25 protein-coding genes are annotated in these 23655 nt (G+C 71.8%); 17 read left to right on the top strand and 8 right to left on the bottom strand.

Annotation, left to right across the window (positions count from 1 at the left end; genetic code table 11):
• Positions 1-37: 37 nt before the first annotated feature.
• On the bottom strand, positions 38-817 hold the full coding sequence (locus ABZ386_RS32870; protein ID WP_358967208.1) for an SDR family oxidoreductase: 780 nt from the start codon (positions 815-817) through the stop codon (positions 38-40).
• 171 nt (positions 818-988) lie between these two features.
• Here ABZ386_RS32870 and ABZ386_RS32865 point away from each other — a divergent pair, with 171 nt between their 5' ends.
• Complete coding sequence (locus tag ABZ386_RS32865; RefSeq protein ID WP_351340037.1) at positions 989-1651, top strand: helix-turn-helix domain-containing protein; 663 nt, start codon at positions 989-991, stop codon at positions 1649-1651.
• Positions 1652-1875: 224 nt separating this feature from the next.
• Here ABZ386_RS32865 and ABZ386_RS32860 read toward each other — a convergent pair whose 3' ends face one another.
• Together ABZ386_RS32860 and ABZ386_RS32855 are read right to left on the bottom strand one after the other, a co-directional pair.
• Positions 1876-3012: a glycosyltransferase family 4 protein gene (locus tag ABZ386_RS32860; RefSeq protein WP_358967206.1), complete on the bottom strand. Its 1137-nt coding sequence runs from the start codon at positions 3010-3012 to the stop codon at positions 1876-1878.
• 6 nt (positions 3013-3018) lie between these two features.
• Entirely contained in the window at positions 3019-4389 is a 1371-nt protein-coding gene (locus tag ABZ386_RS32855) for a glycosyltransferase 87 family protein (RefSeq protein WP_358967204.1), read from the bottom strand.
• Positions 4390-4587: 198 nt separating this feature from the next.
• Between ABZ386_RS32855 and ABZ386_RS32850 the strand changes: the two genes are divergently transcribed.
• From ABZ386_RS32850 to ABZ386_RS32840, 3 genes are all read left to right on the top strand, one after another.
• Positions 4588-5826, top strand: a complete 1239-nt coding sequence (locus tag ABZ386_RS32850) for a sensor histidine kinase (protein ID WP_358967202.1) — start codon at positions 4588-4590, stop codon at positions 5824-5826.
• A complete protein-coding gene (locus ABZ386_RS32845; RefSeq protein ID WP_351340049.1) occupies positions 5823-6500 on the top strand; it encodes a response regulator transcription factor in 678 nt (225 codons plus the stop codon). The genes ABZ386_RS32850 and ABZ386_RS32845 overlap by 4 nt, the downstream gene beginning before the upstream one ends.
• Before the next feature lie 221 nt (positions 6501-6721).
• Positions 6722-7270: a DUF1062 domain-containing protein gene (locus tag ABZ386_RS32840; protein ID WP_358967200.1), complete on the top strand. Its 549-nt coding sequence runs from the start codon at positions 6722-6724 to the stop codon at positions 7268-7270.
• 157 nt (positions 7271-7427) lie between these two features.
• On the opposite strand, the gene ABZ386_RS32835 is transcribed toward ABZ386_RS32840, so the two are convergent.
• Entirely contained in the window at positions 7428-9476 is a 2049-nt protein-coding gene (locus ABZ386_RS32835) for a glycoside hydrolase (RefSeq protein WP_351340054.1), read from the bottom strand.
• Between the two features lie 336 nt (positions 9477-9812).
• On the opposite strand from ABZ386_RS32835, the gene ABZ386_RS32830 reads away from it, so the two are divergent.
• Positions 9813-10799: a LacI family DNA-binding transcriptional regulator gene (locus ABZ386_RS32830; RefSeq protein WP_351340812.1), complete on the top strand. Its 987-nt coding sequence runs from the start codon at positions 9813-9815 to the stop codon at positions 10797-10799.
• A 399-nt stretch (positions 10800-11198) separates the two neighbouring features.
• On the opposite strand, the gene ABZ386_RS32825 is transcribed toward ABZ386_RS32830, so the two are convergent.
• Complete coding sequence (locus ABZ386_RS32825; RefSeq protein WP_355718195.1) at positions 11199-11543, bottom strand: nuclear transport factor 2 family protein; 345 nt, start codon at positions 11541-11543, stop codon at positions 11199-11201.
• A 122-nt stretch (positions 11544-11665) separates the two neighbouring features.
• Here ABZ386_RS32825 and ABZ386_RS32820 point away from each other — a divergent pair, with 122 nt between their 5' ends.
• Positions 11666-12568 carry a LysR substrate-binding domain-containing protein gene (locus tag ABZ386_RS32820; RefSeq protein WP_355718168.1) on the top strand — a complete coding sequence of 301 codons (903 nt, stop codon included), beginning with the start codon at positions 11666-11668 and terminating at the stop codon, positions 12566-12568.
• On the opposite strand, the gene pip is transcribed toward ABZ386_RS32820, so the two are convergent.
• Entirely contained in the window at positions 12555-13514 is a 960-nt protein-coding gene (gene pip / locus ABZ386_RS32815) for a prolyl aminopeptidase (protein WP_351340060.1), read from the bottom strand. The two genes, ABZ386_RS32820 and pip, sit on opposite strands and share 14 nt — an antisense overlap.
• A 59-nt stretch (positions 13515-13573) precedes the next feature.
• Here pip and ABZ386_RS32810 point away from each other — a divergent pair, with 59 nt between their 5' ends.
• From ABZ386_RS32810 to ABZ386_RS32780, 7 genes are all read left to right on the top strand, one after another.
• The gene (locus tag ABZ386_RS32810; RefSeq protein WP_351340063.1) at positions 13574-14050 is read left to right on the top strand and encodes a MarR family transcriptional regulator; all 477 of its coding nucleotides are present in this window, start codon (positions 13574-13576) and stop codon (positions 14048-14050) included.
• 105 nt (positions 14051-14155) lie between these two features.
• Entirely contained in the window at positions 14156-15340 is a 1185-nt protein-coding gene (locus ABZ386_RS32805; RefSeq protein WP_351340065.1) for a helix-turn-helix transcriptional regulator, read from the top strand.
• A gap of 277 nt (positions 15341-15617) precedes the next feature.
• Positions 15618-15788, top strand: a complete 171-nt coding sequence (locus tag ABZ386_RS32800) for a hypothetical protein (protein ID WP_356615943.1) — start codon at positions 15618-15620, stop codon at positions 15786-15788.
• Positions 15788-16138, top strand: coding sequence for a hypothetical protein (locus ABZ386_RS32795; protein ID WP_351340071.1), 351 nt, complete (start codon positions 15788-15790; stop codon positions 16136-16138). Before ABZ386_RS32800 ends, ABZ386_RS32795 begins: the two co-directional genes overlap by 1 nt.
• Positions 16139-16345: 207 nt before the next feature.
• Entirely contained in the window at positions 16346-16915 is a 570-nt protein-coding gene (locus ABZ386_RS32790) for a hypothetical protein (RefSeq protein WP_356673308.1), read from the top strand.
• Positions 16916-17205: 290 nt separating this feature from the next.
• Positions 17206-17841, top strand: a complete 636-nt coding sequence (locus tag ABZ386_RS32785; protein WP_351340076.1) for a hypothetical protein — start codon at positions 17206-17208, stop codon at positions 17839-17841.
• Positions 17842-17993: 152 nt separating this feature from the next.
• A complete protein-coding gene (locus ABZ386_RS32780) occupies positions 17994-18341 on the top strand; it encodes a hypothetical protein (protein WP_351340079.1) in 348 nt (115 codons plus the stop codon).
• Between the two features lie 188 nt (positions 18342-18529).
• Here ABZ386_RS32780 and ABZ386_RS32775 read toward each other — a convergent pair whose 3' ends face one another.
• On the bottom strand, positions 18530-18943 hold the full coding sequence (locus ABZ386_RS32775; RefSeq protein WP_356615949.1) for a hypothetical protein: 414 nt from the start codon (positions 18941-18943) through the stop codon (positions 18530-18532).
• Positions 18944-19137: 194 nt separating this feature from the next.
• Between ABZ386_RS32775 and ABZ386_RS32770 the strand changes: the two genes are divergently transcribed.
• From ABZ386_RS32770 to ABZ386_RS32760, 3 genes are all read left to right on the top strand, one after another.
• The gene (locus ABZ386_RS32770) at positions 19138-19740 is read left to right on the top strand and encodes a hypothetical protein (RefSeq protein ID WP_358967195.1); all 603 of its coding nucleotides are present in this window, start codon (positions 19138-19140) and stop codon (positions 19738-19740) included.
• An 85-nt stretch (positions 19741-19825) separates the two neighbouring features.
• Positions 19826-20161: a metalloregulator ArsR/SmtB family transcription factor gene (locus ABZ386_RS32765; protein WP_351340088.1), complete on the top strand. Its 336-nt coding sequence runs from the start codon at positions 19826-19828 to the stop codon at positions 20159-20161.
• A gap of 2 nt (positions 20162-20163) precedes the next feature.
• A complete protein-coding gene (locus ABZ386_RS32760) occupies positions 20164-20967 on the top strand; it encodes a cation transporter (protein WP_358967192.1) in 804 nt (267 codons plus the stop codon).
• An 81-nt stretch (positions 20968-21048) separates the two neighbouring features.
• Here ABZ386_RS32760 and ABZ386_RS32755 read toward each other — a convergent pair whose 3' ends face one another.
• The gene (locus ABZ386_RS32755; protein WP_356671981.1) at positions 21049-21543 is read right to left on the bottom strand and encodes a signal peptide protein; all 495 of its coding nucleotides are present in this window, start codon (positions 21541-21543) and stop codon (positions 21049-21051) included.
• A 335-nt stretch (positions 21544-21878) separates the two neighbouring features.
• Between ABZ386_RS32755 and ABZ386_RS32750 the strand changes: the two genes are divergently transcribed.
• Positions 21879-23546: an alpha/beta hydrolase gene (locus tag ABZ386_RS32750; protein WP_358967184.1), complete on the top strand. Its 1668-nt coding sequence runs from the start codon at positions 21879-21881 to the stop codon at positions 23544-23546.
• Positions 23547-23655 lie beyond the last annotated feature (109 nt).

The raw sequence follows: 23655 nt of genomic DNA, 5'->3' as shown, positions 1-23655 counted from the left end.
TTCCTCTCGTGACACTCCCGAGGTGGGGGTGGGGCGGTCAGACGGCGGCCCAGGCGTTGTCCACCGGCAGGATCACGCCGTTGACTCCGCTCGCCGCGTCGGACGCGAGGTAGACGATGGCGGCGGCCTGCTCCTCCGGCTCGCAGATCCGGCCCATGTTGACGAAGTGCCTGCCGATGACGGCCGGTCCGTGGGCCTCCCGGTCGATGTGCACGTCGGCCGTGATGGCGGTGGCCGTGCCGCCCGGGGCTATGGCGTTGGCGCGGATGCCCTGGTCCCGGTACATCACCGCGAGGGAGCGGGTGAGTCCGAGGACGCCGTGCTTGGAGACGGTGTACGCCGCGCCGGCCGCGCTGCCGCGCAGCGCCGCCTCGGAGGCGGTGTTGACGATGGCGCCGCCGCCCGCCGCGATCAGGTGGGGCAGGGCGGCGCGCGTCAGCAGGAACGGGGCCGTGAGGTTGATCCGCAGGACCCGCTCCCACTCGGCGTCGGTGACGTCCGCCGCGGCGGACATGCTGTCCATGACGCCCGCGTTGTTGACCAGGACGTCGATGCCGCCGAAGGTGCCGGTCGCGGCGGCGACGACCGCGTCCACCACCGCGCCGTCGCTCAGGTCGCCCGCGACGGCGACGGCCGTGCCGCCCGCGGACTCGATGGCCTCGACGGTGGTCCGGGCACCCTCCGCGTTGAGGTCGGCGACCACGACCTTCGCTCTCTCGGCCGCGAACCGCAGTGCGGCGGCGCGGCCGATGCCGGAGGCGGCCCCGGTGACGATGACGCTCTTGCCCGACAGGCCCGTGGCACTCGTGGCACCCATGGCGCTCCTCTGCTCGTCTCTGCTCGTCGCGGTGGTGTGGTGTGGCGAGAGGCAGCGTACTGGTTTATGGCACAGCGCGACATAAAGACATGGTGCGCCAGACAGTCGTTTCACGCCACCAAGACAGGGAGCGACCTAAAATGGGTGAGCAGGGCAAGTCGAGGAGGGCGCATGGCCGGACGAGCAGGTGGTGCCACGGGGCGGCCACCGCTGACGGAGCGGCGGCGCGCCGAGACGCGCATGGAGATCGCCGAGGAGGCGGTCCGGCTCTTCACGGCCAAGGGCGTCGCGGCGGTCACCGCGGAGGACATCGCCGCCGCCTCCGGGGTGTCGACGCGCACGCTGTGGCGGTACTTCCGCTCCAAGGAGGAGTGCGTGCGCCCCCTGCTCACCACAGGCCTGGAGCTGCTGACCGAGCGGCTGCGGGACTCCGCGCAGGGCCGGCGCTCCCTCGCCGAGGCGATCCTGAGCCTCCGGCACGAGGACGAGGCCACCCCCCGCCTGCGGGCCCTGGGCGACCTGCTGCGGCTGTGCCGCGACGAGCCGGGGCTGCGGGCGGTGTGGCTGGAGGCGCACTACGACGCGGAGGCGGCGTTCGCCGCGATGATCGCCGAACGGACGGGCCGGCCCGCCGGCGACCTGGCGGTCCGGGTGGAGGCGGGGGTGCTCAACACCGCGCTGCGCATCGGCGTGGAGGAGTGGGCACTGCGACCGGACCGGTCGCAGGGGCCGTCCTTCGCGGAGACGGTGACGCGGGCACTGCGGATGGTCGACGGCGTGCAGGTCAGCCGCGAGGGGTGGGGGGCTCCGGTCGTCGGCCAGGGGGTTGAGTGAGTCCCACGAGGGTGAGTCCCGGGAGGGTTGAGGCCCGGGAGGGTTGAGGCCCAGGAGGGTTGAGGCCCAGGAGGGTTGAGGCCCAGGAGGGTTGAGGCCCAGGGCAGTCGAGGCCCAGGACGGACGGTGGAGGCCCGGGTCGCGGCGGCTCGGCCCGGCCTGTCGATGCCCGCGCTCAGTCCGCCCCGCGGCTCAGTCAGCCCGCGGCTCAGCCCGCCCGCGGCTCAGCCCGCCCCGAGCAGGGACGTCAGCTGCTCGTGCGCCCGGTCCCATCCCCATTCCCGCCGTACCCACGCGCGGCCCTTGCGGCCCATGTCCCGGGCCAGTTCGGCAACGCCGAGGAGCAGGACGAGCCGGTCGGCGAGCGCCCGTACGTCGTGGCCGTCGACCAGGTATCCGGTCTCCCCGTCCCGGACGGTGTCCGGTGCCCCGCCCGAGTCGCCGACGACGACCGGCAGCCCGGCGGCCGACGCCTCCAGGAACACGATCCCGAGGCCCTCCACCTCCAGGCCCGCCCGGCGCGTCCGGCACGGCATGGCGAACACCTGGGCGGCGGCGTAGAAACCGGGCATGTCCTCGTGCGGATGACCGCCGGCGAAGACGACCGCGTCCGCCACCCGCTCCCGGACCGCGAGCCGCCGCAGGGCCCGGGCGTACGGCCCGTCCCCGACCAGCAGCAGCACCGCGCCGGGGACGCTGCGGCGCACCCGGCGCAGGGCCCGTATCAGCGTGTCCTGGCCCTTGCGCGGAACGAGCCGTGCCGCGCACAGCACCACCGGCCGGTCGCCCAGTCCGTACCGCTCCCGCACCCGGGCCCCCGCGGCCTCGGAGCCCTGGAAGACGTCGGCGTCGACACCGGGCGCCAGCCGCCGCATCCGCGCCGCCGCCTCCGGTCCGACCGCGGCGGCGATCCGCGCCCGGGTGTACGCCCCGAGGTACGTGACGCTGTCCACTCCGGCCCCGATCCGCCGCAGCAGCGCACGTGCCCCGGGGGTGCGCGCCCACCACACCTCGTGCCCGTGCGTGGTGGCGACCAGCCGCCGGACGTCCGTACGACGGCGCAGTTCGCCCGCCATCAGCCCGAGTGGGGCCGCCGCCCCGAACCAGACGCTGTCGCAGTCGTGGGCGCGGGCCAGTTCGGCCGCCCGGGCGGTGACCCGCCGGGTCGGCAGCAACATGTGCGTGCGGTCCCGCACCACCGGGAACGGCAGCCGGGCGTCGTAGGCCCGGTCGCCCGGGGTGCCGGAGGTGTAGACGACGACCCGGTCGGCCGGGAAGCGTGCCGTCATGGCGTGGACGAAGGTCTCTATGCCGCCCTGGCGGGGCGGGAAGTCGTTGGTGACGACGAGCGTGCGCGGCATGGTCGGTCAGTCCTCGTCGACGGTTCCGACGCGCCGGGCGGTCCGGCGGCCGGCCGGCGCGAGCCGGAACCAGCCGAACAGCACCAGCGGGTAGACGGCGTATCCGAAGCGGGTGGCGGGGATCAGGCACATGGCGATGCCGAGACCCAGCGCCAGCCGGTCCGCCGCGGCGACGGTGGTGCGCGGCGGACGCGTCACGAGGGACACGGCCACCGCGACCGCGCCCAGCGCCAGCGCCGCCACCGCGAGGGCGAAGCCGCCCGGCACCCGGCTCGCCAGGAGGTGTCCCGGCAGCGGGCTGGCCGCCGGGGACGCGGTGCCGCCCTGGCCCAGCGGGAAGAGCAGCACGTGCTCGGCGAACGCCCTCGGGTCGGCCAGCGCCACCGGCACGACGGCGAGCGCACCCAGCGCGAGGGCCGTGGCACCGGCCCGTACGGCGGCCCGCCGCCCGGCGGTCACGGCGAGCAGGACGAGCCCGACGGGCAGCAGCGGCCAGGCGGTCCACTTCAACGAGGCGGCGGCTCCCAGCGCGAGCCCGGCGGCAACGGGGCTGCCGCGCCCCGCGAGGGCGAGCGCGAGGCACATCAGCGCGATGACGGGCAGATCCACGCCCCCGACGGCGAGGGGGAGGGCTACGGCCGGCGTGGCGGCGACCCAGAGGAGGGCTCGGGCAGGGGTGGCTTGCGGGGTTGTGGAGAGGGGCTGGGCGGGGGACGGCTCGGTGCGCGGGCGTTCGATGCCCGGGTGCGGAGCGCGGAGTTCGCGGCTCCGGGGAGAAACGGCCTCGCGGCACAGCACGGCCGCCAGCCCCATGGCGCCCAGCGACACCCCCGCGAACCACACCCGCGCGTCCCCGAGCGGGACGTCGCCCAGGACCGCCCGGGGCAGCCCGAAGAGCGCCATGCCGGGCAGGTACGGGTTGTAGTCGTCCAGTTCGGACGGATGCGGTACGTAGGGCGTGCCGGACTCCAGCAGCAGCCGCCCGGACCGCTCCACGACCGCGACCTCCATCTGGCGCCACCCGTGGGCGACCAGGAACACCAGCGGCACGAGCACCGACCCGGCCGCCGCCACGGCCGCGCTCGCCCGCCCCCAGGCCCGTGCGGAACGGTGCGCGACGAGCGCGGCGAGCCCGTACCCGACGGCGGCACAGGCGCCCCAGACGCGGTGCGGGGTGAGCGTCGTCCACAGGCACAGCAGCAGCGCGAAGACCGCGCAGGCCCCCCAGCAGGCGGTCTCCCAGCGCGGGGCGGAGCCACGGCGCCGGAGCCGCACGGGGGAGACGGGCACGGGCCCGGGCGCCGGACGCACCGACTCCGCAGTACGCACGGCTACCACCGAGGACGTACGCACGGCCATCACCGAACCGCTGGACACGCCGCCCGCTCCCCGCCAAGTCCCCTGCATACCGCTCCCCTTGTCAGCCGTCACTCGTGTCGGCAAGTCTTCGCAAGGGGCGGACGAGAAGCGTCACACCGGATTCCGATCCTGGGCGTCGACCCGTGGTACTCACCCGGCGCCCGGGTCAACCCGTACGGTGACGCGGGCGGAACGCCCCCGGCCGACAATGTGGGCATGCGTCAGTCGCCGACCCTGCGCCCCACCGCCTGGCCGCGCTCGCCCCGCTACCCGTACGTCACCGGCGTCCTGCTGGTCCTCCTCGCGGTGGCCGAGGTGCTGCACTCCCGCATCACCTCGACGACGGTCCTGGCGACGCTGCCCTTCGTGGTGCCGCCGCTCCTCTGGCGCCGGAGCGAGCCCCGCGTCGGACTCCTGGTGGTGCCCGCCGCGCTGCTGAACTTCCTCTGCCGCCCCGAACTGCTGTTGACGGTCGCCGTGGCCGGGGTCATGGGCCTCTACTCGCTCGCCCGCCACCGCGTCCTGCACCCCGCCGTACTGATCACGGGCACGATCACCGGCGCGCTCCTCGTCAACGCGGGCCACGTGGCGATGGGCGTGTACGACCTCGGGGGCCGGGCGCCCGCCGTCGGCGCCGACGGCTCGCTGTCGTACTTCACGGAGTCCTTCGTCCTCGCCGTGGGCGTGGTGGCGACGGTCGGCGTGGCGGACGCCTTCCGCAGCCGGGAGGAGTCCCGGCAGGCGCGCGAGGCCGCCCAGCGGGAGCTGATCGCCATGGAGCGCCGGCACGCCGCGACTCAGGAACGGGCCGCCATAGCACGGGAGTTGCACGACATCGTGGCGCACTCGGTGTCCGTGATCGCCGTCCAGGCGGAGAGCGCCACGTACACCACGCCCGACCTGTCCCCGCCCGCCCGCGACGGCTTCCAGCAGATCGCCGCCTCGGCCCGCTCGGCCCTGACGGAACTGCGCCACCTGCTGAGCGTGCTGCGCGCGGACGACGCCGCCGAGGACGCGCCCCTCCTCCCCCAGCCGACCCTGGACTCCCTGGACGCGCTGCTGGAGGCCCACCGCTCGGGCGGCGGGGAGGTCACCCTGCACACGGAGGGCACCCGCCCCCCGCTCCTCCCCCCGTCCCTCGAACTCACCGCCTACCGCATCGTCCAGGAAGCCCTCACCAACGCCCGCCGCCACGCCCGCGGCGCCGCGGTCGACATCCGCCTCGCCTACGCGGACGACGAGGTCCGCATCCGGATCACCGACGACGGCCCGGGCCCCCAGGGGTCCCCCCACGACTCGGGCGGGCACGGCTTGAGCGGCATGCGGGAGCGTGCGAACCTGCTCGGCGGGCGTCTGACCTGCGGGCCGGCCGGTCCCGGGGGCGGCTTCCTGATCGAGGCCGAACTCCCGGTGCGGGCAAGGGCGAAGAGCTTCGCGGAGGGTGTGTACGAGTGACGGCGGGGAAACCGATCCGCGCGATCGTGGCCGACGACCAGGCGGTGGTACGGACCGGCTTCGTGAACCTGCTGTCCACGCAGGACGACATCGACGTCGTCGGCGAGGCGGAGGACGGCGAACAGGCGGTCGCCCTCGCGCTCACCCACCGCCCCGACATCGCGCTGCTCGACATCCGCATGCCGAAGCTGGACGGCATCCAGGCCGCGCGCACGATCCTGCGGCAGACCGAGGGCGCCACGAAGGCGCTGATGCTCACCACCTTCGACCTCGACCAGTACGTCTTCGACGCCCTCGCGGCCGGCGCCAGCGGCTTCCTCCTGAAGGACGCGACCTTTCCCGAACTCCTGCACGCCGTACGGGTGGTGGCCGCCGGTGACGCCATGCTCGCCCCCGGCATCACCCGCCGCCTGATCGCCGAGTTCGCCCCGCGCCGACCGGTCACCGCCCCCAAGGCCCTCCTGGACCGCCTCACCGCCCGCGAGGTCGAGGTCCTCCTGCTGATCGCGCAGGGCCTGTCCAACGCGGACATCGCCGACCGCCTCACCATCACCGACCACACGGTCAAGACCCACATCAACCGCCTGTTCACGAAGCTGGAGCTGCGCGACCGGGCGCAGGCGGTGATCGTGGCGTACGAGGCGGGGCTGGTGACGCCGGGGCAAGGCGGGTGAGCGGCGCGGGCGCCCGGGCCGGAACCTGACGCCGAGGCATCCGAAAACCAGTCGAGTGGCGCCGCCGGGTGCCCTTACCGTGCTGCCGAACCACGTCGTCCAGGCAAAGGCAGGCCGTTGTACACCGCGTGAGACACCCCGAGCACTGATTCGTCGCGCGTCGCGCATCCGCGCCGCGCTCCTTTCTGCTGCGGACTTCTCACTGAAACCGGTGTACTTCTGTGCTCACAGACTGGGTGGTCATGCCCACCTGCCTGCCGCTCATCGCCCGCCGTTGCCACTCTTGCGTGTCGGAGCGTTTCCGGGCCCACGGCACATTCCGCGTCAACGCCCACCACAAGCTCCTCGACGTCTGGCTCCTCGCGCTCTGTACCGGGTGCGGGGAGACCACGAAGGTCACGGTCCTGGAGCGGGTGAACGTACGCTCCGTACGACCTGAGCTGCTCGAGCGGCTGCACCACAACGACCTCGGACTGACGGCCGAACTGCTCCAGGATCCGGCCGTGCGGCGCCGGAACCACATCAGCCTCGACTGGGACGACGCCTGGAGGCTCGACACCGGCGGGTCGGATCACCTGGACCGCGAGGTCATCGACGTCTCGGTCCGCTTCGCGGCACGCATCCCCGTTCGGCCGGTGCGGCTGATCGCCGAGGGCTGCGGCCTGCCCCGGGCCGAGGTGGAGAGACTGATCACCGAGGGGAAGGTCGTGTCGGCGGTACGGCTGGGCGGCAAACGCTCCAGCGACTTCAGCTTCACGCTCAAGCGCTGATCCCGCCCCCGGGGCCTCGTCAACGAGTTGCGCCCCCGGGCACACCGACGCCCCCGGCCCTGCCACCGTCGTCCGGCGGTGGCAGGCGGGGGCGTCGCGTGCGGCTGCTGTGCGGCTACTGCGCGGCTACTGCGCGGCTGCTGCGCGGCGGGAGGCGCTAGCCGCCCGTCACCTCCGTCACCTTCCAGCGCTGGTTCGCCCCGGAGTTCGGCTGCCACAGGCCCACGGACGCGCCGTCGGTCGTGGACTGGCCGGAGACGTCGGGGAGTTGGCCGGTCGCGGCGTTCACCAGGGTCCAGGTGCCGTCACCGGTCGTCGACATGATCCACTCGGTGGCCTTGTCGCGGCGGCCCTCGTCGGGCTCCGCCACCAGCGCGCCGTTCCGGACGGCCAGGCGCTTGTCCGAGGACGTCTCGGTGAGGACGTACCGCTTGCGGTTGTCGCTGCCGCGGATCTGCTCCACCTGCCACTGCCGGCCGGCCGGGTCGGCGGAAGCGCCGCGGATGACCAGACCCGTGCCGTTGTCCGCGATCGTGAGGTCCTTGCCGCTCTGGACGCCGGTCAGGCGGTAGGTGTGGCCCTTCCGCAGCTCGGCCGCGTCCTTCGCGACGCCCGAGACGCCCTTGACGAGGAAGGACGTCACCGACTGGGCGGGCACGGCGATCGTGGCCTGCTTGCCGGTGACCCGGACGGCCTTCTGCTTCTCCAGCTTGCCGTCGGCGCTGGTCACCACCGGGGTGACGGTGGCGCGGGAGGAGACCCGGCCGAACTTCGACAGGTCGAGCGTGACCTCACGGGCCTCGGTGGCGCTGTTGACGTGGACGACGGTCGCCGCGTCGCCCTTGCGGGAGACCGCCGCGGTGCTGGACGTGTCGTTCGTCTTGATCAGCCGGTCGCCGGGCTTGATGAAGTGCGTGAAGTTGCGGGCCGTGTCGAACTTGGTGTTCGTGTAGACCGGGCAGGTCTCCAGGGTGTCCTTGGCGGTGCAGCTGAACGGGAGCTGGATCTCGCCCCAGTTGCCGCCCTTCGCCGACTCGCCGCCCGGCTTCATGTTGTCGTAGTCCTCGACGGGCTGCCAGAACACCCAGGCCTTGGGCTCCAGTTCGCGCAGGTCGTCGACGATGCGCTGGGCGAGGCCGAGACCGGGCCGCATGTCGGTGAAGCTCTGGCCGTCGCCCCAGTCGCCCTCGACCTCGCTCATCCACAGCGGCTTGTCGGCGGCCTTCGCGAGGTCGCGGACCGTGGTGCGCTGGCCGGTGCCGTAGGTGTGGACGTTCATCTGGCCGACCAGGTCGCGCACGTCCTGGGGGTAGGAGTTCCAGTTGGTGGCGAACGTACCCGGGTTGGTCTCGTCCATCGCGGATATCTCCGCGCCGCTTCTCGACCGCTCCAGGACCGGGGCGAGCGCGCGCAGCACCTTCTGCTGGAGCTCGGGGCCCATGTGGGCGCCCTCCTGGCGGCCGCCGGTCGGCTCGCCGTCCGGGCCCAGCTTGGTGCCCCAGTAGTTGGTGTTCGGCTCGTTGAACGGGTCGAGGGTGTCGACCTTGATGCCGTGCGCCTTCTCCAGCCGTTCGGTGGCGCCCACCAGGTACTTCGCGAAGTCCTCGACGGACTCGGGCTTCAGCTGGTCCTTGCCCGCGTCGAAGTTGCCGGAGACGTATCCGCTCTCGGTCATGAACCAGGGCGGGGAGTTGCTGAAGGTCTCCCAGTGGGTGATGTCCTTCTTGATGCGGTCGACCCACCAGCGCTGCGTCTTGTCCGCGTTCTTGTTCCAGTCGGCCGGGTCCTCGGCGTCCCACCAGTCGACGTCCTCGCGGGTGGTGCCCGCCGGGGCCTTCCACCAGCCCTCGACCGCGCCGCCCGCGCGCAGGTAGTCCTTGACGTCCGGGGCGTTGCCGCCGCCGATGTTGTAGCGGGCGATGTTCAGGTTGAGGCCCTCGTCGCCGAAGAGGAGCTGGTAGAGCTTCTCGCGGATCGCCGGCGGGTAGTCGCCGGTGGCGTTGGCGAACCAGACCAGGCTCGTGCCCCAGCCCTCGAACTTCTCCCCCGAGTAGGAGGGGTCCGGCCGGACCGTGACCCCGGCCGCCTGGACCGCGGGATCGGCGTGCGCGGCCGGCAGGGTCGTCGTGGCCAGGAGGGTTCCGGTCGCCAGGGCGGTGACGCCGATGGCCCCGAGGAGCCTTCTCTTACGGGTGGGGTGTGCCATCTCGAGTACTCCAGCTCTTCTGCGTGCCGCGCGTCCCGGCGGGACACAGAGATCGGGGCCTACGGGGTGCGAGTGGTACGGATTCGAGGTGCGACTGGTGGGGATCTGTCGGCTTCTCGTACGGTTTCGACTAGGCAATGTTTACGTAAACATCCACTGGCGGGATGTCTACACTGTCCGAATCTCAGGGGTCAAGGAGTCGTTCCGGACCGAAATTCGCGCCAGTCGGGCGGCGAGGGCAGCGAGGGGCAGGTGGGCACCGTGGACGGCGAGAGCGTGCCGGGGGGCACGAGCCGTACGAGACGGCGTGCGGCCCGTCCCCGCCAGGGCGCGTCGATGGCGGACGTCGCCCGGCTCGCGGGGGTCTCGTCCCAGACGGTCTCCCGCGTCTCCAACGGCTTCCCCGGAGTCACCGAGGACACCCGCCGCCAGGTCCTGGACGCCATGCGCGAACTGGGCTACCGCCCCAACAGCGCGGCCCGGGCACTGCGCCGCGGCGAGTTCCGCACCCTCGGCGTGATCACCTTCACCCTGTCCACCATGGGCAACATCCGCACCCTGGAGGCCATCGCCATGTCAGCGGCGCAGCACGGCTACGCCGTCACGCTGCTGCCCGTGGCCGTCCCCACCCAGGACGAGGTCAACGGCGCCTTCTCGCGCCTCGGGGAACTCGCGGTGGACGCCGTCATCGTCATCATGGAGATCCACCTGCTCGACGCGGCGACGGTCTCGCTGCCGCCCGGGGTGCAGGTCGTCGTGGCCGACTCCGACGCCGGCGACCGCTACACCGTCGTCGACACCGACCAGGCGGGCGGCGCGCGGGACGCCGTACGGTACCTGCTGGACCTCGGCCACGACACGGTGTGGCACCTGGCGGGCCCCGAGGGCTCCTTCGCCGCCCAGCGCCGGGCCAACGCCTGGCGGGCGACGCTCACCGAGTCGGGCCGTACCCCGCCGCCCCTGGTCCGCGGCGACTGGTCGGCCGACTCCGGCTACCGGGCCGGCCTCCGCCTGGCCGACGAGCCGGACTGCACGGCGGTGTTCGCGGCCAACGACCAGATGGCCCTGGGCCTGCTCCGGGCCCTGCACGAACGGGGCCGCCGCGTCCCCGAGGACATCAGCGTCATCGGCTTCGACGACATCCCCGAGTCCGCGTCCTTCCTCCCACCCCTCACCACGATCCACCAGGACTTCGCCGAGGTGGGACGGCTGTGCGTGGAGGGGGTCCTGAGCAAGATGCGGCAGGACGGAACGGAGCACGGGACGACGCTGGTGCCGACGCGGTTGGTCCGGCGGGGGAGCACGGGGCCGAGGGTGGGGTGACGGGGCTGCCGGCCGGGGCGGGGGCGGGGGCGATGGTGCTGCCGGCCAGGGCGGGGACGGGATCGAGGGCTGCCGACTGGGGCGGGGTGGAACCGGTAGGGCTGCCGACCGGGGCGGGGTGGAACCGGTAGGGCTGCCGACCCGGGGCGGGGACGGGATCGGCAGGCCTGCCGACCGAGGCGGCCTGGACCGACCGACCTGCCGACCGAGGCGGGGACGGGATCGGCAGGCCTGCCGACCGAGGCGGGGACGGGATCGGCAGGCCTGCCGACCGAGGCGGCCTGGACCGACCGACCTGCCGGCCGAGGCGGGGACGGGATCGGCAGGCCCGCCGACCGAGGCGGCCTGGACCGACCGACCTGCCGGCCGAGGCGGGGCCGGGCTGGTCCACTGTCCGTTTCAGCGGGCGGGCGGCAGGAATTCCGGCTGGTCCAGCACGCGCAGCCAGCTTCCGTCGGGCTGACGCCGTACGACCTGCGCCCGGGCCCCGGCCCCGTCCCTGGGCGGGGTCGCCGTCAGGGCGATGTCGCCGCTGACCAGGGTCGGCAGGGGCGGTTCCGGCTCGAAGTGCGGGCGGTCGGCCAGGACCTTCTCCCAGAGGGCGCGGATAGCCTCCCGGCCCACCGTGCGCTCGCCGGGCGGGTAGGCCAACACCGCGTCCTCCTCGTAGAGCGCGGCGACCCCGGCCGCGTCACCGGCGTTGGACCGTTCGACGAACAGGCGGGTGAGGTCTTCGGGACGCATGGCCTTCTCGTACACGGCTTCTCCTGAGGACGGACGGGACGGGCTCCTTGGTGCTTCCAGCGTCTCCCGCCCCCGAGCAGAAGTCCAACAGATGGATCTGCTGACAGCTAGAATTCCCAGTCATGGAACTGAGGCAGTTGGAGTACTTCGTCGCGGTCGCCGAGGAGCGGAACTTCACGCGGGCCGCCGAGCGGGTGCACATCAGCCAGTCCGGGGTCAGCGCCCAGATCCGCCAGCTGGAGCGGGAGCTGGGCGCCGAGTTGTTCGACCGGTCGACGCGTACCGCCACCCTCACCGCCGCGGGCCGGGCCGCGCTCGACCACGCCCGTGCGGCACTCGCCGCGGCCGGGGCGGTCGGGCAGGCGGTGGGCGAGGTGACCGACCTGATCCGGGGCCGGCTCGCGGTCGGGATGGTCATCGGCTGCACGCTCACGCCCTTGTTCGACGCCCTCTCCGCCTTCCACCGGGCGCATCCGGGAGTGGAGCTCTCCCTGCTGGAGGACAACTCCGACCGGCTGGTCGAGGCGGTGCGCGACGGGACCGTCGACCTGGCACTCGTCGGGACGGCAGGCGCGCCCGAGGATCTGGAATCGCTGACGGTGGTCAGCGAGCGGCTCGTCGTGGCGGTCCCGGCCGGACACCCGCTGGCAGAGCAACGCCGGGTGCTGCTGGCCGACTTGGCCGATCATCCCCTCGTGTGCATGCCCCCGGGCACCGGCCTGCGCACGGTCTTCGGCCGCGCCTGCGCCGCGCAGGGCCTCCGGCCGGTGATCGCCCTGCAGGCCAGCGCCGCGGACGCCGTCGCGGACCTGGCGGCCCGCGGGCTCGGCGTCGCCGTGCTGAGCGAGTCGATGGCGGCGGGCCATCGCGGCCCCCTGGGCCGACTGGTCGCCCGCACGATCGACGACGTCACGGCACCGGCCCTGCTCGCCCTGGTCTGGCGGAGCTCGCACGGCCCGGCGGTACGGGAACTGCTCGCGCACAGCCGACGGGCGTTCGCCGACGCATCCGTCAGACGCCCTTGAACCGGTCCGTCGCCGCCAGCACGGCATCGGTCGTCGCGTCCCCCGACAGCCCGTGTCCCTCCCCGCCGATCAGCACCAGTTCCGCGTCGGGCCACACCTGGGCCAGCCGCCAGGCGATGTCCGGGGGCCCGCTGATGTCCAGGCGCCCGTGGATCAGCACGCCCGGGATGCCGGCGAGCTTCCCGGCGTCCCGCAGCAGCGCCCCGTCGTCCAGGAAGGCGGCGTGCCGCCAGTAGTGCGTGACGAGACGGGCGAAGCGGAAACGGAAGCGCGGGTCCTCGTAGCGGGGGTCGGGCTTGTGCCCCGGGTGGGTGGAGACGTGCACGTCCTCCCACCGGCACCACTCCCTCGCGGCCCGCTCCCGCACGGCCGGGTCGGGGTCGGCGAGCATGCGGGCGTACGCGTCCACCAGGCTGCCGTCGCGCTCGGCCTCCGGCACGGCGTCCCGGAACCGCGCCCACTCCGCGGGGAAGATCCGCCCCATGTCCCGGGTGACCCACTCGACTTCACGGCGGGTGGTGTTGGTGACGCTGAAGAGGACCAGTTCGCCGACGTGCTCCGGGTGCCGCTCGGCGTAGGCCAGGGCGAGGGTCACGCCCCAGGAGCCGCCCAGGACCAGCCAGTCGTCGATGCCGAGGTGGCGCCGCAGCAGCTCGATGTCGGCGATGAGGTGGTGCGTGGTGTTGGCGGCGAGCGAGGTGTCCGGATCGGCGACGTCGGGCGTACTGCGCCCGCACCCGCGCTGGTCGAACAGCACGATCCGGTACGCCGCCGGGTCGAACAGCCGCCGCCAGAACGGCCCCGCACCCGATCCCGGCCCGCCGTGCAGCACGAGGGCGGGCTTGCCGGCGGGGTTCCCGCAGGTCTCCCAGTAGACGCGGTTGCCGTCGCCGACGTCGAGCATGCCGTGCTCGTACGGTTCGACGGGGGGATGGAGCCCGGGCATGTGCGCCGCCTCTCGCGGTGGGATGCGCTGGGATATAACAGCACTGTTAGATTAACAACATGAGCGGTCATCCGGATCCCGTCGCCGTGGGCACCCTGCTCCGGCACGTCCTCGAACTCCTCGACGCGGACGTGGCCAAGGTCTACGAGGAGCAGGGCCTCGCCGAGTACCGGCCCCGGTTCTCCCCGGTCGTACGGGCCCTGGTGGCCGAAGGCCCGCTCTCCGTGCGCGACGTGGCCGCCTCGGTGGGTGTCACGCACTCCGCCGCGAGCCAGACGGCGGCGCAGATGGCCCGCGCGGGCCTGGTCACCCACACCCCCGACCCCCTGGACGCGCGCCGCCGGCTGATCGCCCTCACCCCCAAGGCCCGTGCCCTGCTGCCCCGGATCGAGGCGGAGTGGGAGGCCACACGGACGGCGATGGCCGAACTGGACGCGGAGCTGACGATGCCGCTGGCCGCGTTGCTGACGGAGGTGACGGAGGCGGTGGGGCGACGGCCGTTCCGGGAGCGGGTGGCGGCGGCGTATCGGCTGTGAGGGGGCGGGTTCGTCGACGTGACGGGCCGTGGCAGGGCGCGATCGCAGTTGCCGGGCGACGGGCCGGGGGTACCGTTCCGGTGTCGACGCAGAACGGAGACCAGGATGTCCCCGAACACTGACGAGCGCGCGGGCGCACGCATCGCGCACGTGCGCAAAGTCCGCCGGTTGACGCAGCGCGAGTTGGCCGATCTCTCGCACGTTTCCTACAGCACCCTGACCAAGGTGGAGCAGGGCGTCCTGCCCGCGAGCCCGTCGGTGATCGGCGCACTTGCCCGCGCGCTCTCCGTGCCCGTCACCGAACTGACCGGGCAGCCCTACCTCGAAGAACTGAGACAGGACCAGTTGGACGGCCTGATCAACCCGATCCGCGAGGCCCTGAACATCTACGACCTCGGGCCCGACCCGGACGTGAGCCCGCGTCCGGTCGAGGAGTTGGAGAGGCACGCGGAGAAGCTGTGCGCCATGGTCCGCGCCACGGACATCAAGCAGGTCGCCACCGACCTTCCCGGCCTCATCCACGAGGTCACCACGACAGCTCACACACACCCGGCGGACCGCACCTGGCGCTTGCTGGCGAGCACGTACCGGACCGCCTACGACGTGACGACGAAGCTCGGGTTTCCCGACCTGTGCATGGTGGCGCTGGACCGCATGGAATGGGCCGCACAGCGGGCCTCCGACCCGTTGCTGAGCGGGATGCGCCAGTACCTGCGCGCCCTTGCCTACCTCCGGGCGAGCGACTACCGCACGGGCAAGCGGCTGGTCCGGTTGGGCATGGCCGCCCTGGAGCAGGCGGAGCCGGGGCGCGTCACCGATGTCGTCACGGGACAACTCCATCTCGGCGCCGCCGTGATGGCGGGCCGGGACAAGGACAGGGACACCGCGGAAGGGCATCTCGGCGAGGCGGAGCGTATCGCAGGGCGGACCGGTCCGGCCGAGAAGGTCCAGTGGCTGTCGTTCGGTCCGACCAACGTCGGCGTGCACCGGATCAGCGTGCTCACCGAACTGGACCTTTACGCCGAAGCCGTGGACTCCGCGCAGAAGATGAGGATTCCGGAAGGGTGGCCGCCGTCCCGACTCGCGCATCACCACGCCGAGGTGGCGCGGGCCGAGATGTGGACGGGCCGTACGGACGCGGCGTTCAGAAGCCTGTTGAAGGCGCGGAAGCTCGCCCCGCAGCAGACGAAGTACCACCCGACGGTGCGCGAGACATACGCCGGCCTGGAGGCAGCCAAGCGCCGGATGCCGGAAAGCTTCGGCAATTACGGCTCCTGGCTCGGGATATGACGTAACGCCAGGCCATGGCCGGGGCTATCAGCAAGGTCTGATAGTTCCGGCCTTCGCATGTCGGCACGATGCCAGGGTCGGAAGACCCCCGCGACCGTGCGACCGGTCCGGGGGCGTGGCCACCAACCCCGTGGAGGTTGACGACATGCGTCACGCTATCGCGTGGATCTTCGCACCGCTGCTACGGCTGCTGCTGCCCGCCCGAGGCCGCCATCGGTCCCCCCAGACGTCACGGTCCGGGCGGGCCTCAAACGCGCCGTTCGTCCGCCTGCCGCGCGTGCCTGCGTTACGCGGCGAGGACATCGGCCTCGTCCGTCCCTACCTCGTCGCGCATGAGCGGCGCGAGGCGGAACGGCGGCGGCGCACACGGCAGCGGACACTGGTGCTCGCCCCGCGCGGCATCGACATCCGCCCCCGTCGGGCTCACGGCATGGAGGTGGCGGCCTGATGACCTACGACCGGGACGCCGTCCCCACGCTCGGCCCTGGCCTACGGCTGCTGCCCTGGGAGACCGACACCGGCAAGCCGTGCTTCCTGTCCACGGACAGCAGCCAGGGCGCGCTGTCCCGGCTCGCGGACGAGATCGAGGAGGACCAACTGCGCGACGGCGGCGACGTCCTCAAGGGCGCCCGAGCCGTGCTGCACGACGGCAAGGCCGGAGAGTACGCGCTGAGGAACGCCCTGCGAGCGGCCACCCAGTGCCTTGGCAACGTGCTGCGTGTCGCCGACAGTCGAGGCGCACGCCTCTCCCAGCCGGATGGTGAGCAGACGCAGTTCCCGGCCGGGGCACGCGGTTGAGCGCGTCCCAGTACGTCAGCGCCGCCATGACCGGTCCCGGTGTCGAACCGCACGGACACGGGAGGAGGTGAGAGGAGCAAGACGCTGGGCCTCGACTCCCGCCCCACGGGGCCGAGGCCCTACCGTCCCGGTTGACGTCGGCTTCACGGGAAACGGCACTCGATCCGGCCGAGGTTGCCGCTTGGGCCGGTGGGTTATGAAGCACTCATGGCTCTGACTGGTCAACTGGCGACGCTGCTCGCCGTAGCGTTGGGCGCCGTGCTGTCGATGGCGGCAACCATGGTCGTGGAGAAGGCACGATGGCGGCGGGAGCAGTCCGTCCGGTGGGACGAGCGACGGTTGAGCGCCTATGCCGAGTACGCCCACGCCGTGAAGGAACTCGCGCACCGCTACCGGCGGATCGCGGTCGCCAAGGGCATCGCCGCGAGCGGAGCCGCACCGCTGGAGCCCACGGCGGAGGTCCTCGCCGAAGTGGTGGAGGCCGAGTTGCGACGCTCGGCGCTCGCGGAGACGGTGTGGCTGCTGGGGGACGTGAAGACGAACACGGCCGCGGTCAGGCTGAACCACTGCCTGTGGCATCTGGAGTGGCTGGCCCGCGAGCTTCCGACCAGAGAGCAGGGCGGCTGGGACCAGGCGTATCAGGACTTCCGACAGGCGCGGCATCACTTCCTGGAGCTGGCACGCGCCGGCCTCGGCGTGCGAGGGACACGCATAGCGGAGTCGGTTCCCTGGCCACCGCCTTGGCGGGGTGACCTGTCCCAGGACCCTCGGGGTTGAGGGCCGGACGGACGGTCCGAGGTCACCGGACCGCGACCAGCACGAGCATCCCTGACCCCCGTGCACACCAGCGCCCGGGGTGGCACCAGCCACGGCAGATTTATGAAATAGCGGCCTCTCAACCTCAAGTCTGCCTCAGAAGATCAGCTTTTCGAGCGCTGACGCAGCCGCAGCTCTATACATTCCACTCATCCGCCAGTGCAGGCGGCAAGGGGAGGGGAAATCACTTGCGTAGAGCACCGCTGCGACGCTTACTTGTCTCGAGCACAGTTCTGGCTCTGGGGGCAGCGATGACCGCGGCTTCCTATGCGGTCGAAGTACCAGCTGGTCCAGCTCCCGAGGACGTGTCGCCGGACCAGGTCGCCACCGAGGAGTTGAGCAGCAGCGCGGTCGAGGGCCCTGTGATGTCGGCCCAAGAACTGGCCGCCGAGAACAAGCTCAACGCCCTGCCAGAAGTGACCGACGAGGGCGATATAGGGACACAGCGCTGCGACAATCCCTACAAGAAGTGGTATACGCTCTCGGGCCGGAAGAGGCACTATCACATCCCGTCCTGGTGGAACGGCACCTCCTACAAGGACGGCCCGGGCGGGACGGTGACCGTCGAGGTCCTGAAATCCGGAAAGATCGGTATCGAGTTGAGCGGAAGCGTCTCGGCCGAGGCCGGCGTCCTCCTCGCGAAGGCCAAGACAGAGTTTGGCGCCAAGGTGCTTGCCGAGGTCGGCATCGCCACAGGGCACAAGTATTCTCGCGACATCAAGAACGGGTACTACGGGAATGTGCAGTACGGTACCTGGGGCGAGAAGTACAACTGGACCAAATACGAGACAAGTGCCAACCGCTGCGGGAAGAAGAAGCTCGGTTCCGGCACCACGAAGATGCCGACCAAGAAGGTCGGTTGGCGTTACTGGGAAACCCGGACATGATTCAAGGCCTCCGGCATTCACGCCGCGGCGCGGTCCTTGTCACCTCGGCTCTGGCCACCATGCTCATCGTTGGTTGCAGTAGCGACGACGGGGACGGCAGGGAGTCAAAGGAGCCCACGCCGAAGCCCACCCCCTCTGCGACCAGTGATCAGATGAAGGCACTGGAGAAGAAGGCGGAAAAGGCGCTGAAGCTTGACGACACGGATGACTCCGACAGCCTGTTCGTAGAGTCGGGACTGGAACGCGTAAGCGACGGAATCCACACCCGCTCAACCCTGGAGAACGGCAAGTCGTACACGCTTGCCGTTGTCTGCTCGGGAGCAGGGAAAGTCCGCCTTACTGTGACCACAGATCGCCCAGTGCGGCAGACTGTGGAGTGCGACAGCGTCCCGATCCGTCAGCGCATCACCGATGCCCCTGAGCATGTCGAGACCGATGTCGACGGCCTTGCAGGCTCATCCGGAATCATTGGCTGGCGAATCGATGAACTAGCCAAGTAGGCATCCACAGCAAGTGGTCTTCGCATCAACTCCTGGGATGCTGGGCCAGTCGTGACCGCCGTCGGTTCGGAGGGGTCGCCTCCGAACCGACGGTGCCGTCGTAGGTGCTTCATGCACGTGGCAGCAGCTTCCGTCCGCCTCGTTCGGGCCGTCGGGAGCAACGGCCCATCGGCGCTTCGCTTCATGCCTCAGCCGGTCATCCGCCTTGTTTCGATCTGGAGGGACTCCGTGCCGAGTTGGCCGCTCAGCTCCGTAACGAGGTGGTAGCCCCCGGCGAGATCGATGTCCGTCCGTTCCCTGAGCAGTTTGATCGCGGTGTCACGACGACTGCTGCTGAGCAGATCGGTCAACTCGGTGACCAGCGGGGCATCGAGTTGCCGTAAGGCATCCAGCGCTTGGCTGTAGGTGGTGGGCAGTGCGTGCCCCTGCGCCAACAGGTCCAGGGCCACGGAGGCCGTGTCCAGCCCGAGGCCCGAATCCTTGCGCAGTCGACGGATGGCCTTGGCGGTACGCCCTTCACCCGCCAACGCCTTCGCCTCGTGCTGTGCTCCCTGCTCGACGGGCGTGATCAGCGCCGTTGTACGTGCCTTGGTGCTCGTCATGACGCTTCGCCACCCCCTGTCGGCAGTCTTGTTGATCCCGTCGATCACGAGTATCCCCGAAGCCCCCTGACCATCACCGAGGAGACCGGCGAGTCGGCGAAGGGCTGTTGCTTTGAGCAGCGCCTCGTGAAGCCGTTCGGTGGTCGCGCATAACTCGGCTGACGGCAAGGCGCCGCAGGCGTTAACGTGTGGCGGTGATCAGCAACGAGGGGTTACGCCTGGGCGCGGAGGCCGCGCGCCGTCTGGCGGAGACGGGTCTGTACGCGTTCGAACCCGGTCTGACGGAGGCCGAGTTCACACGCATAGAGCGCGAGTACGGCTTCGAGTTCGCGGATGATCACCGGGCGTTCCTCGCGGCCGGCCTCCCGGTCAACGTGCCTCCCGAGGACGGGGAGACCTGGTCCAAGCCCTGGCCCGAGTGGCGCGGCGGTGACGCGGACAGCTTGCGTCGGCAGCTCGACTGGCCGGTCGAGGGTGTTCTGCTCGGCGTCGAGCACAACGGGTTCTGGTACGAGGGCTGGGGTGAGCGTCCGGTCGACGGGACGGCGGCACTGGATACGGCGCGGCGTCTCCTGGCGGAGGCACCGGTGCTGGTGCCCGTGTTTGCCCACCGGTACCTGCCCGCCGGCCGGGGGAGCTTCGGGCATCCGGTCCTCTCCATGTGGCAGACCGACATCATCTACTACGGCCTGGACCTCCTCGACTACGTACGTCACGAGTTCGACGAGGCGCGAGGCGAGGTCGACGAGAACTGGAACCCGCAGGCGACGGTCCCCTTTTGGCGGGACCTTCTCTGACGGAAGACGGACGTACCTGTCCCCACCCCTCCGAACATAACAGTCCATGGTTTCCTGAATTCAGAGATGCGTGTACTGTCGTCACATGCTGACCGTCGCCTCCGACATCGACGTGCTCGCCCGGTTCGGGCGTGCGCTCGCCGATCCGATCCGCTGTCGAATCCTGCTCGCCCTGCGCGACGCCCCCGCCTACCCCGCCGATCTCGCCGACGCCCTCGGTGTCTCCCGGACGCGGCTGTCGAACCACCTGGCCTGTCTGCGCGACTGCGGGCTCGTCGTCACCGTCCCGGACGGCCGGCGCACGCGCTACGAGCTTGCCGACGAACGGCTCGGCCACGCCCTCGACGACCTGCGCACCGCCGTGGTGGCCGTCGAGACCGACCGCAGCTGCCCGGACGCCGACGCGAAGGGCTGCTGCTGAGCATGGCCGCCGAGACTCCTCTCACGCTCGGGCCCGCCCCGGCCCGGCGCGACGCGCTCACCCGCCGGATACGGCTCCTGGTCACCGCGACCATCGCCTACAACGCCGTCGAGGCGATCGTCGCCCTCACCGCCGGGACCCTCGCCTCCTCCACGGCACTGATCGGCTTCGGCCTCGACTCCGTCATCGAGGTGTCCTCCGCCGCGGCCGTCGCCTGGCAGTTCTCCGCGGCCGACCACGCCGTGCGCGAGGCGCGCGAGAAGACCGCCCTGCGGATCATCGCCGTGTCCTTCTTCGCGCTCGCCGCGTACGTCGCCGTCGACGCGGTACGGGCGCTCGCCGGCACCGGCGAGGCGGAGCGCTCCGTCCCGGGGATCGTGCTCGCCGCCCTGTCCCTCGCGGTGATGCCGTTCCTGTCCGCCGCGCAACGCCGTGCCGGCCGGGAACTGGGCTCCGCCTCCGCGGTCGCCGACTCCCGGCAGACCCTGCTGTGCACGTACCTGTCCGCCGTCCTCCTGGCCGGTCTGGTCCTCAACGCCACACTGGGCTGGTCCTGGGCCGACCCGATCGCCGCCCTCGTGATCGCCGCCGTCGCGGTCAAGGAGGGGCGGGACGCCTGGCGGGGCGAGGGCTGCTGCGCCACGCCGCCGACCACCACCAAGGCGCCAACCACCGTCACACTGTCGGACGTTGCCGCGGAGCAGGACGTTGCCGCCGAGCAGGACGGGTGCGGGTGCCGCCCGAGCTGCTCCTGCTGCGCCCCGACCGGACGCCGAACGCGTCCCGCACCGGCACCGCGGCCCTGACCGTTCCCCGCCCCCGCCTGACCGGCCTGGCCCGCCTCACGGACGCCCCCGCGACAGCAGCGCCCCAACAGCCCCGCGCCGTCAGCCGTACAGCGCCACCCGCGGCTGGACCACACCCCGCGCCGCCGGATTCGCCACCGTCACCCGGTACCGCTCCGTCAGCGTCTCTCCCGCGTCCAACCTCCGCTGCGCGCCCGTGAGGTCCGTGTAGAGCGTCCCCGTCTGGCTGCCCAGTTCCACCGGAACCCAGCAGCCGTGCCCCGTACGCCGCTCCACCGTGAGGTCCGCCGGCGTCAGGTACGGACCGGCGTCGGGGGACAGCAGCAGGAGCTGCGGGGCGACCATGACCGTCGTCGTCCCGCTGTTGCGGTACGTGACCGTGACGTGCCGGCTGCCCTCGGCCCGGAGCGGGCTCGGGGCGAGGTCCACGAAGTCGGTGGGCGGCTCGGTCTCCCGCGTCTGTGACGTCGCGGGCGGCGGCGTGGCCGCCACGGCGGGACCGGCCGCACTCAGGCCGGTGACCGCTACGGCGAGGGCGAGGAGGGTGAACCGGATACGGCGGTTTCTGAACGGCATGGGCGTCGGTCCTTAGGATTCGCTCGGGCGAACTGGGGGTTCCTGCACGGCCCTTGGACGCCAGGCGCCGCAAGGCCGCTGCGGTCATCGTAGGCAGTGGTGGATACGGGCCGGATCAGCCTGCCGGCCGAGGCGGAAAACCGCCCCCGTCGGGTAGCTTCCAGCCGTTCCGAAGGTGAACGTCGCGGTAACTACCGCCGGGTACTGGGGAGATGCGGTGGAAGGACTCGCCGGATCGGGTCGCGCGCCCCGTCGGATTGGGCTAGACATGCGGCGGAACACGCCGGCATCAGGACGCGCCAGTCGGCGCATCCGCCCAAGGGGGAACGGAAAGAGTGACCACACACGACCACACCTCGCGCCGCTCCGGCTCCGGAACGCGCAGACGCATCCCACGGCTCAGAATCGCCCTGGCCACCGCCGCCGCCTTCGTCGTCGCCGGGAGCGGGGTCCAGGCGACGGCCGCGCAGGCGGCCGAGGGCGCGGCGGCATCGACGCAGCCGCCCGTACCGAACCTCACCTGGTCCGACTGCCAGGGCGGCTTCGAGTGCGCGAACGCCGATGTGCCGCTGGACTACCGCGATCCGCAGGGCAGGACCATCACCCTCGCGGTGATCCGGAAGAAGGCCCCTGACCAGGGCCGGAAGAAGGGCACCCTCTTCCTCCAGCCGGGAGGACCGGGCAACTCGGGCGTCGACTTCGTCCGCAACAACTACGCCGACCTGCCCGCCGACCTGCGCGACTCCTTCGACGTCTTCGGGTACGACGTACGGGGCGTCGCCCGCAGCTCGCAGGTGGAGTGCTGGGACGACGCGACGTACACGAAGGCCATCAGGGAGGCCAAGGGCGCGCCCGGGCCGGACGCCTACGACAACGCCGTGCGCCAGGGCGCCGCGTTCGACCAAGCCTGCCAGGACCGGGCGGGCGCGCTGCGGCCGTTCGTCGGCACCGGGTACGTCGCCCGCGACATCGACCTGCTGCGCCAGGCCCTCGGCGAGGAGCAGCTCACCTACTACGGCCGCTCCTTCGGCAGCTACATCGGCACCGTCTACGCCGCCATGTTCCCCGAGCGCGTCCGCGCCCTGGTGCTCGACGGCGCCTACGACCCCGAGCGCTACGCGAACCACCCCTACGCCTACGACCGGCCCCAGTACCTGGCCCTGGACGGCGCGATGAGCCGCTTCCTGGACTGGTGCGAGGCCGACCAGGCGACGTGCGGGTTCGGCGACGGCGACCCGCGCGCCGCGTTCGAGAAGCTCAAGGCCGACCTCGACGCCAACCCCGTACCGACGGCCAACGGCGGTCAGGCGAACGGCTACACCGTCGTCTACCGCCTGATGTTCAACATCAACGAGGGCAAGGTCATCTGGCCGTCCCTCGGCGAGGCCCTGCGCAAGGCCCAGCAGCGCGACACCACTTCGTTCCTGCTCCGGCCGCCGTCCCCGGCCAGCTACGACTTCCTCAACCCGAACATCGTGGTCGAGTGCGTCGACAAGGACTACCCGCGCAGCCCGGCCCTGCTGAAGCGGCAGGTCACCACCAACGCCGCACTGGCCCCGCTGCTCGGCCCGGCCCTGGCGTACGGCCCGCCGCTCTACGACCACCAGCACGCCACCACGTGCGCCCAGTGGACCGGCGACAAGCCCAGCCGCTACGACGGGTCCTTCCGGGCCAAGGGCTCCGCGCCGATCCTGGTCCTCGGCACCACCGGCGACCCGGACACCCCGTACCGGGACGCGGTCGCCCTGTCCCGGCAGCTGGACAACGGCCGGCTGCTCACGTTCCGGGCCGAGGGGCACACCGCCTTCGGGCGCAGCGCCTGCGCGACGGACGCCGTGACGAGCTACCTCGTCGACGGAAAGGTCCCGGCGCGCGGCACCACCTGCGCGGACGAGACCCAGCCGCCCTCCTCCACGCCGACGAAGGTCCCCGCGGGCACGACCCTCGGCGAGCTGCGCAACGGCGTCAACGAGCGGCTCGACCGCATCGGCACCCTGCGCTGACCCGCCCCGCGCCGCCTCGGAACCCCGGACTCCCCGTACCGCACGGGGAGTCCGGGGTTCCGGCGTTCCAGCGTCCGGGGTTCCGGCGTTCCGAGGTCTTGACCCCCTC

Origin of the sequence: Streptomyces sp. NPDC006140, from assembly GCF_040628815.1 — a bacterium.
Taxonomy (GTDB): Bacteria; Actinomycetota; Actinomycetes; order Streptomycetales; family Streptomycetaceae; genus Streptomyces.
The sequence above is the reverse complement of the archived record's forward strand: the minus strand, read 5'-3'. Positions and strand labels throughout refer to the sequence as shown.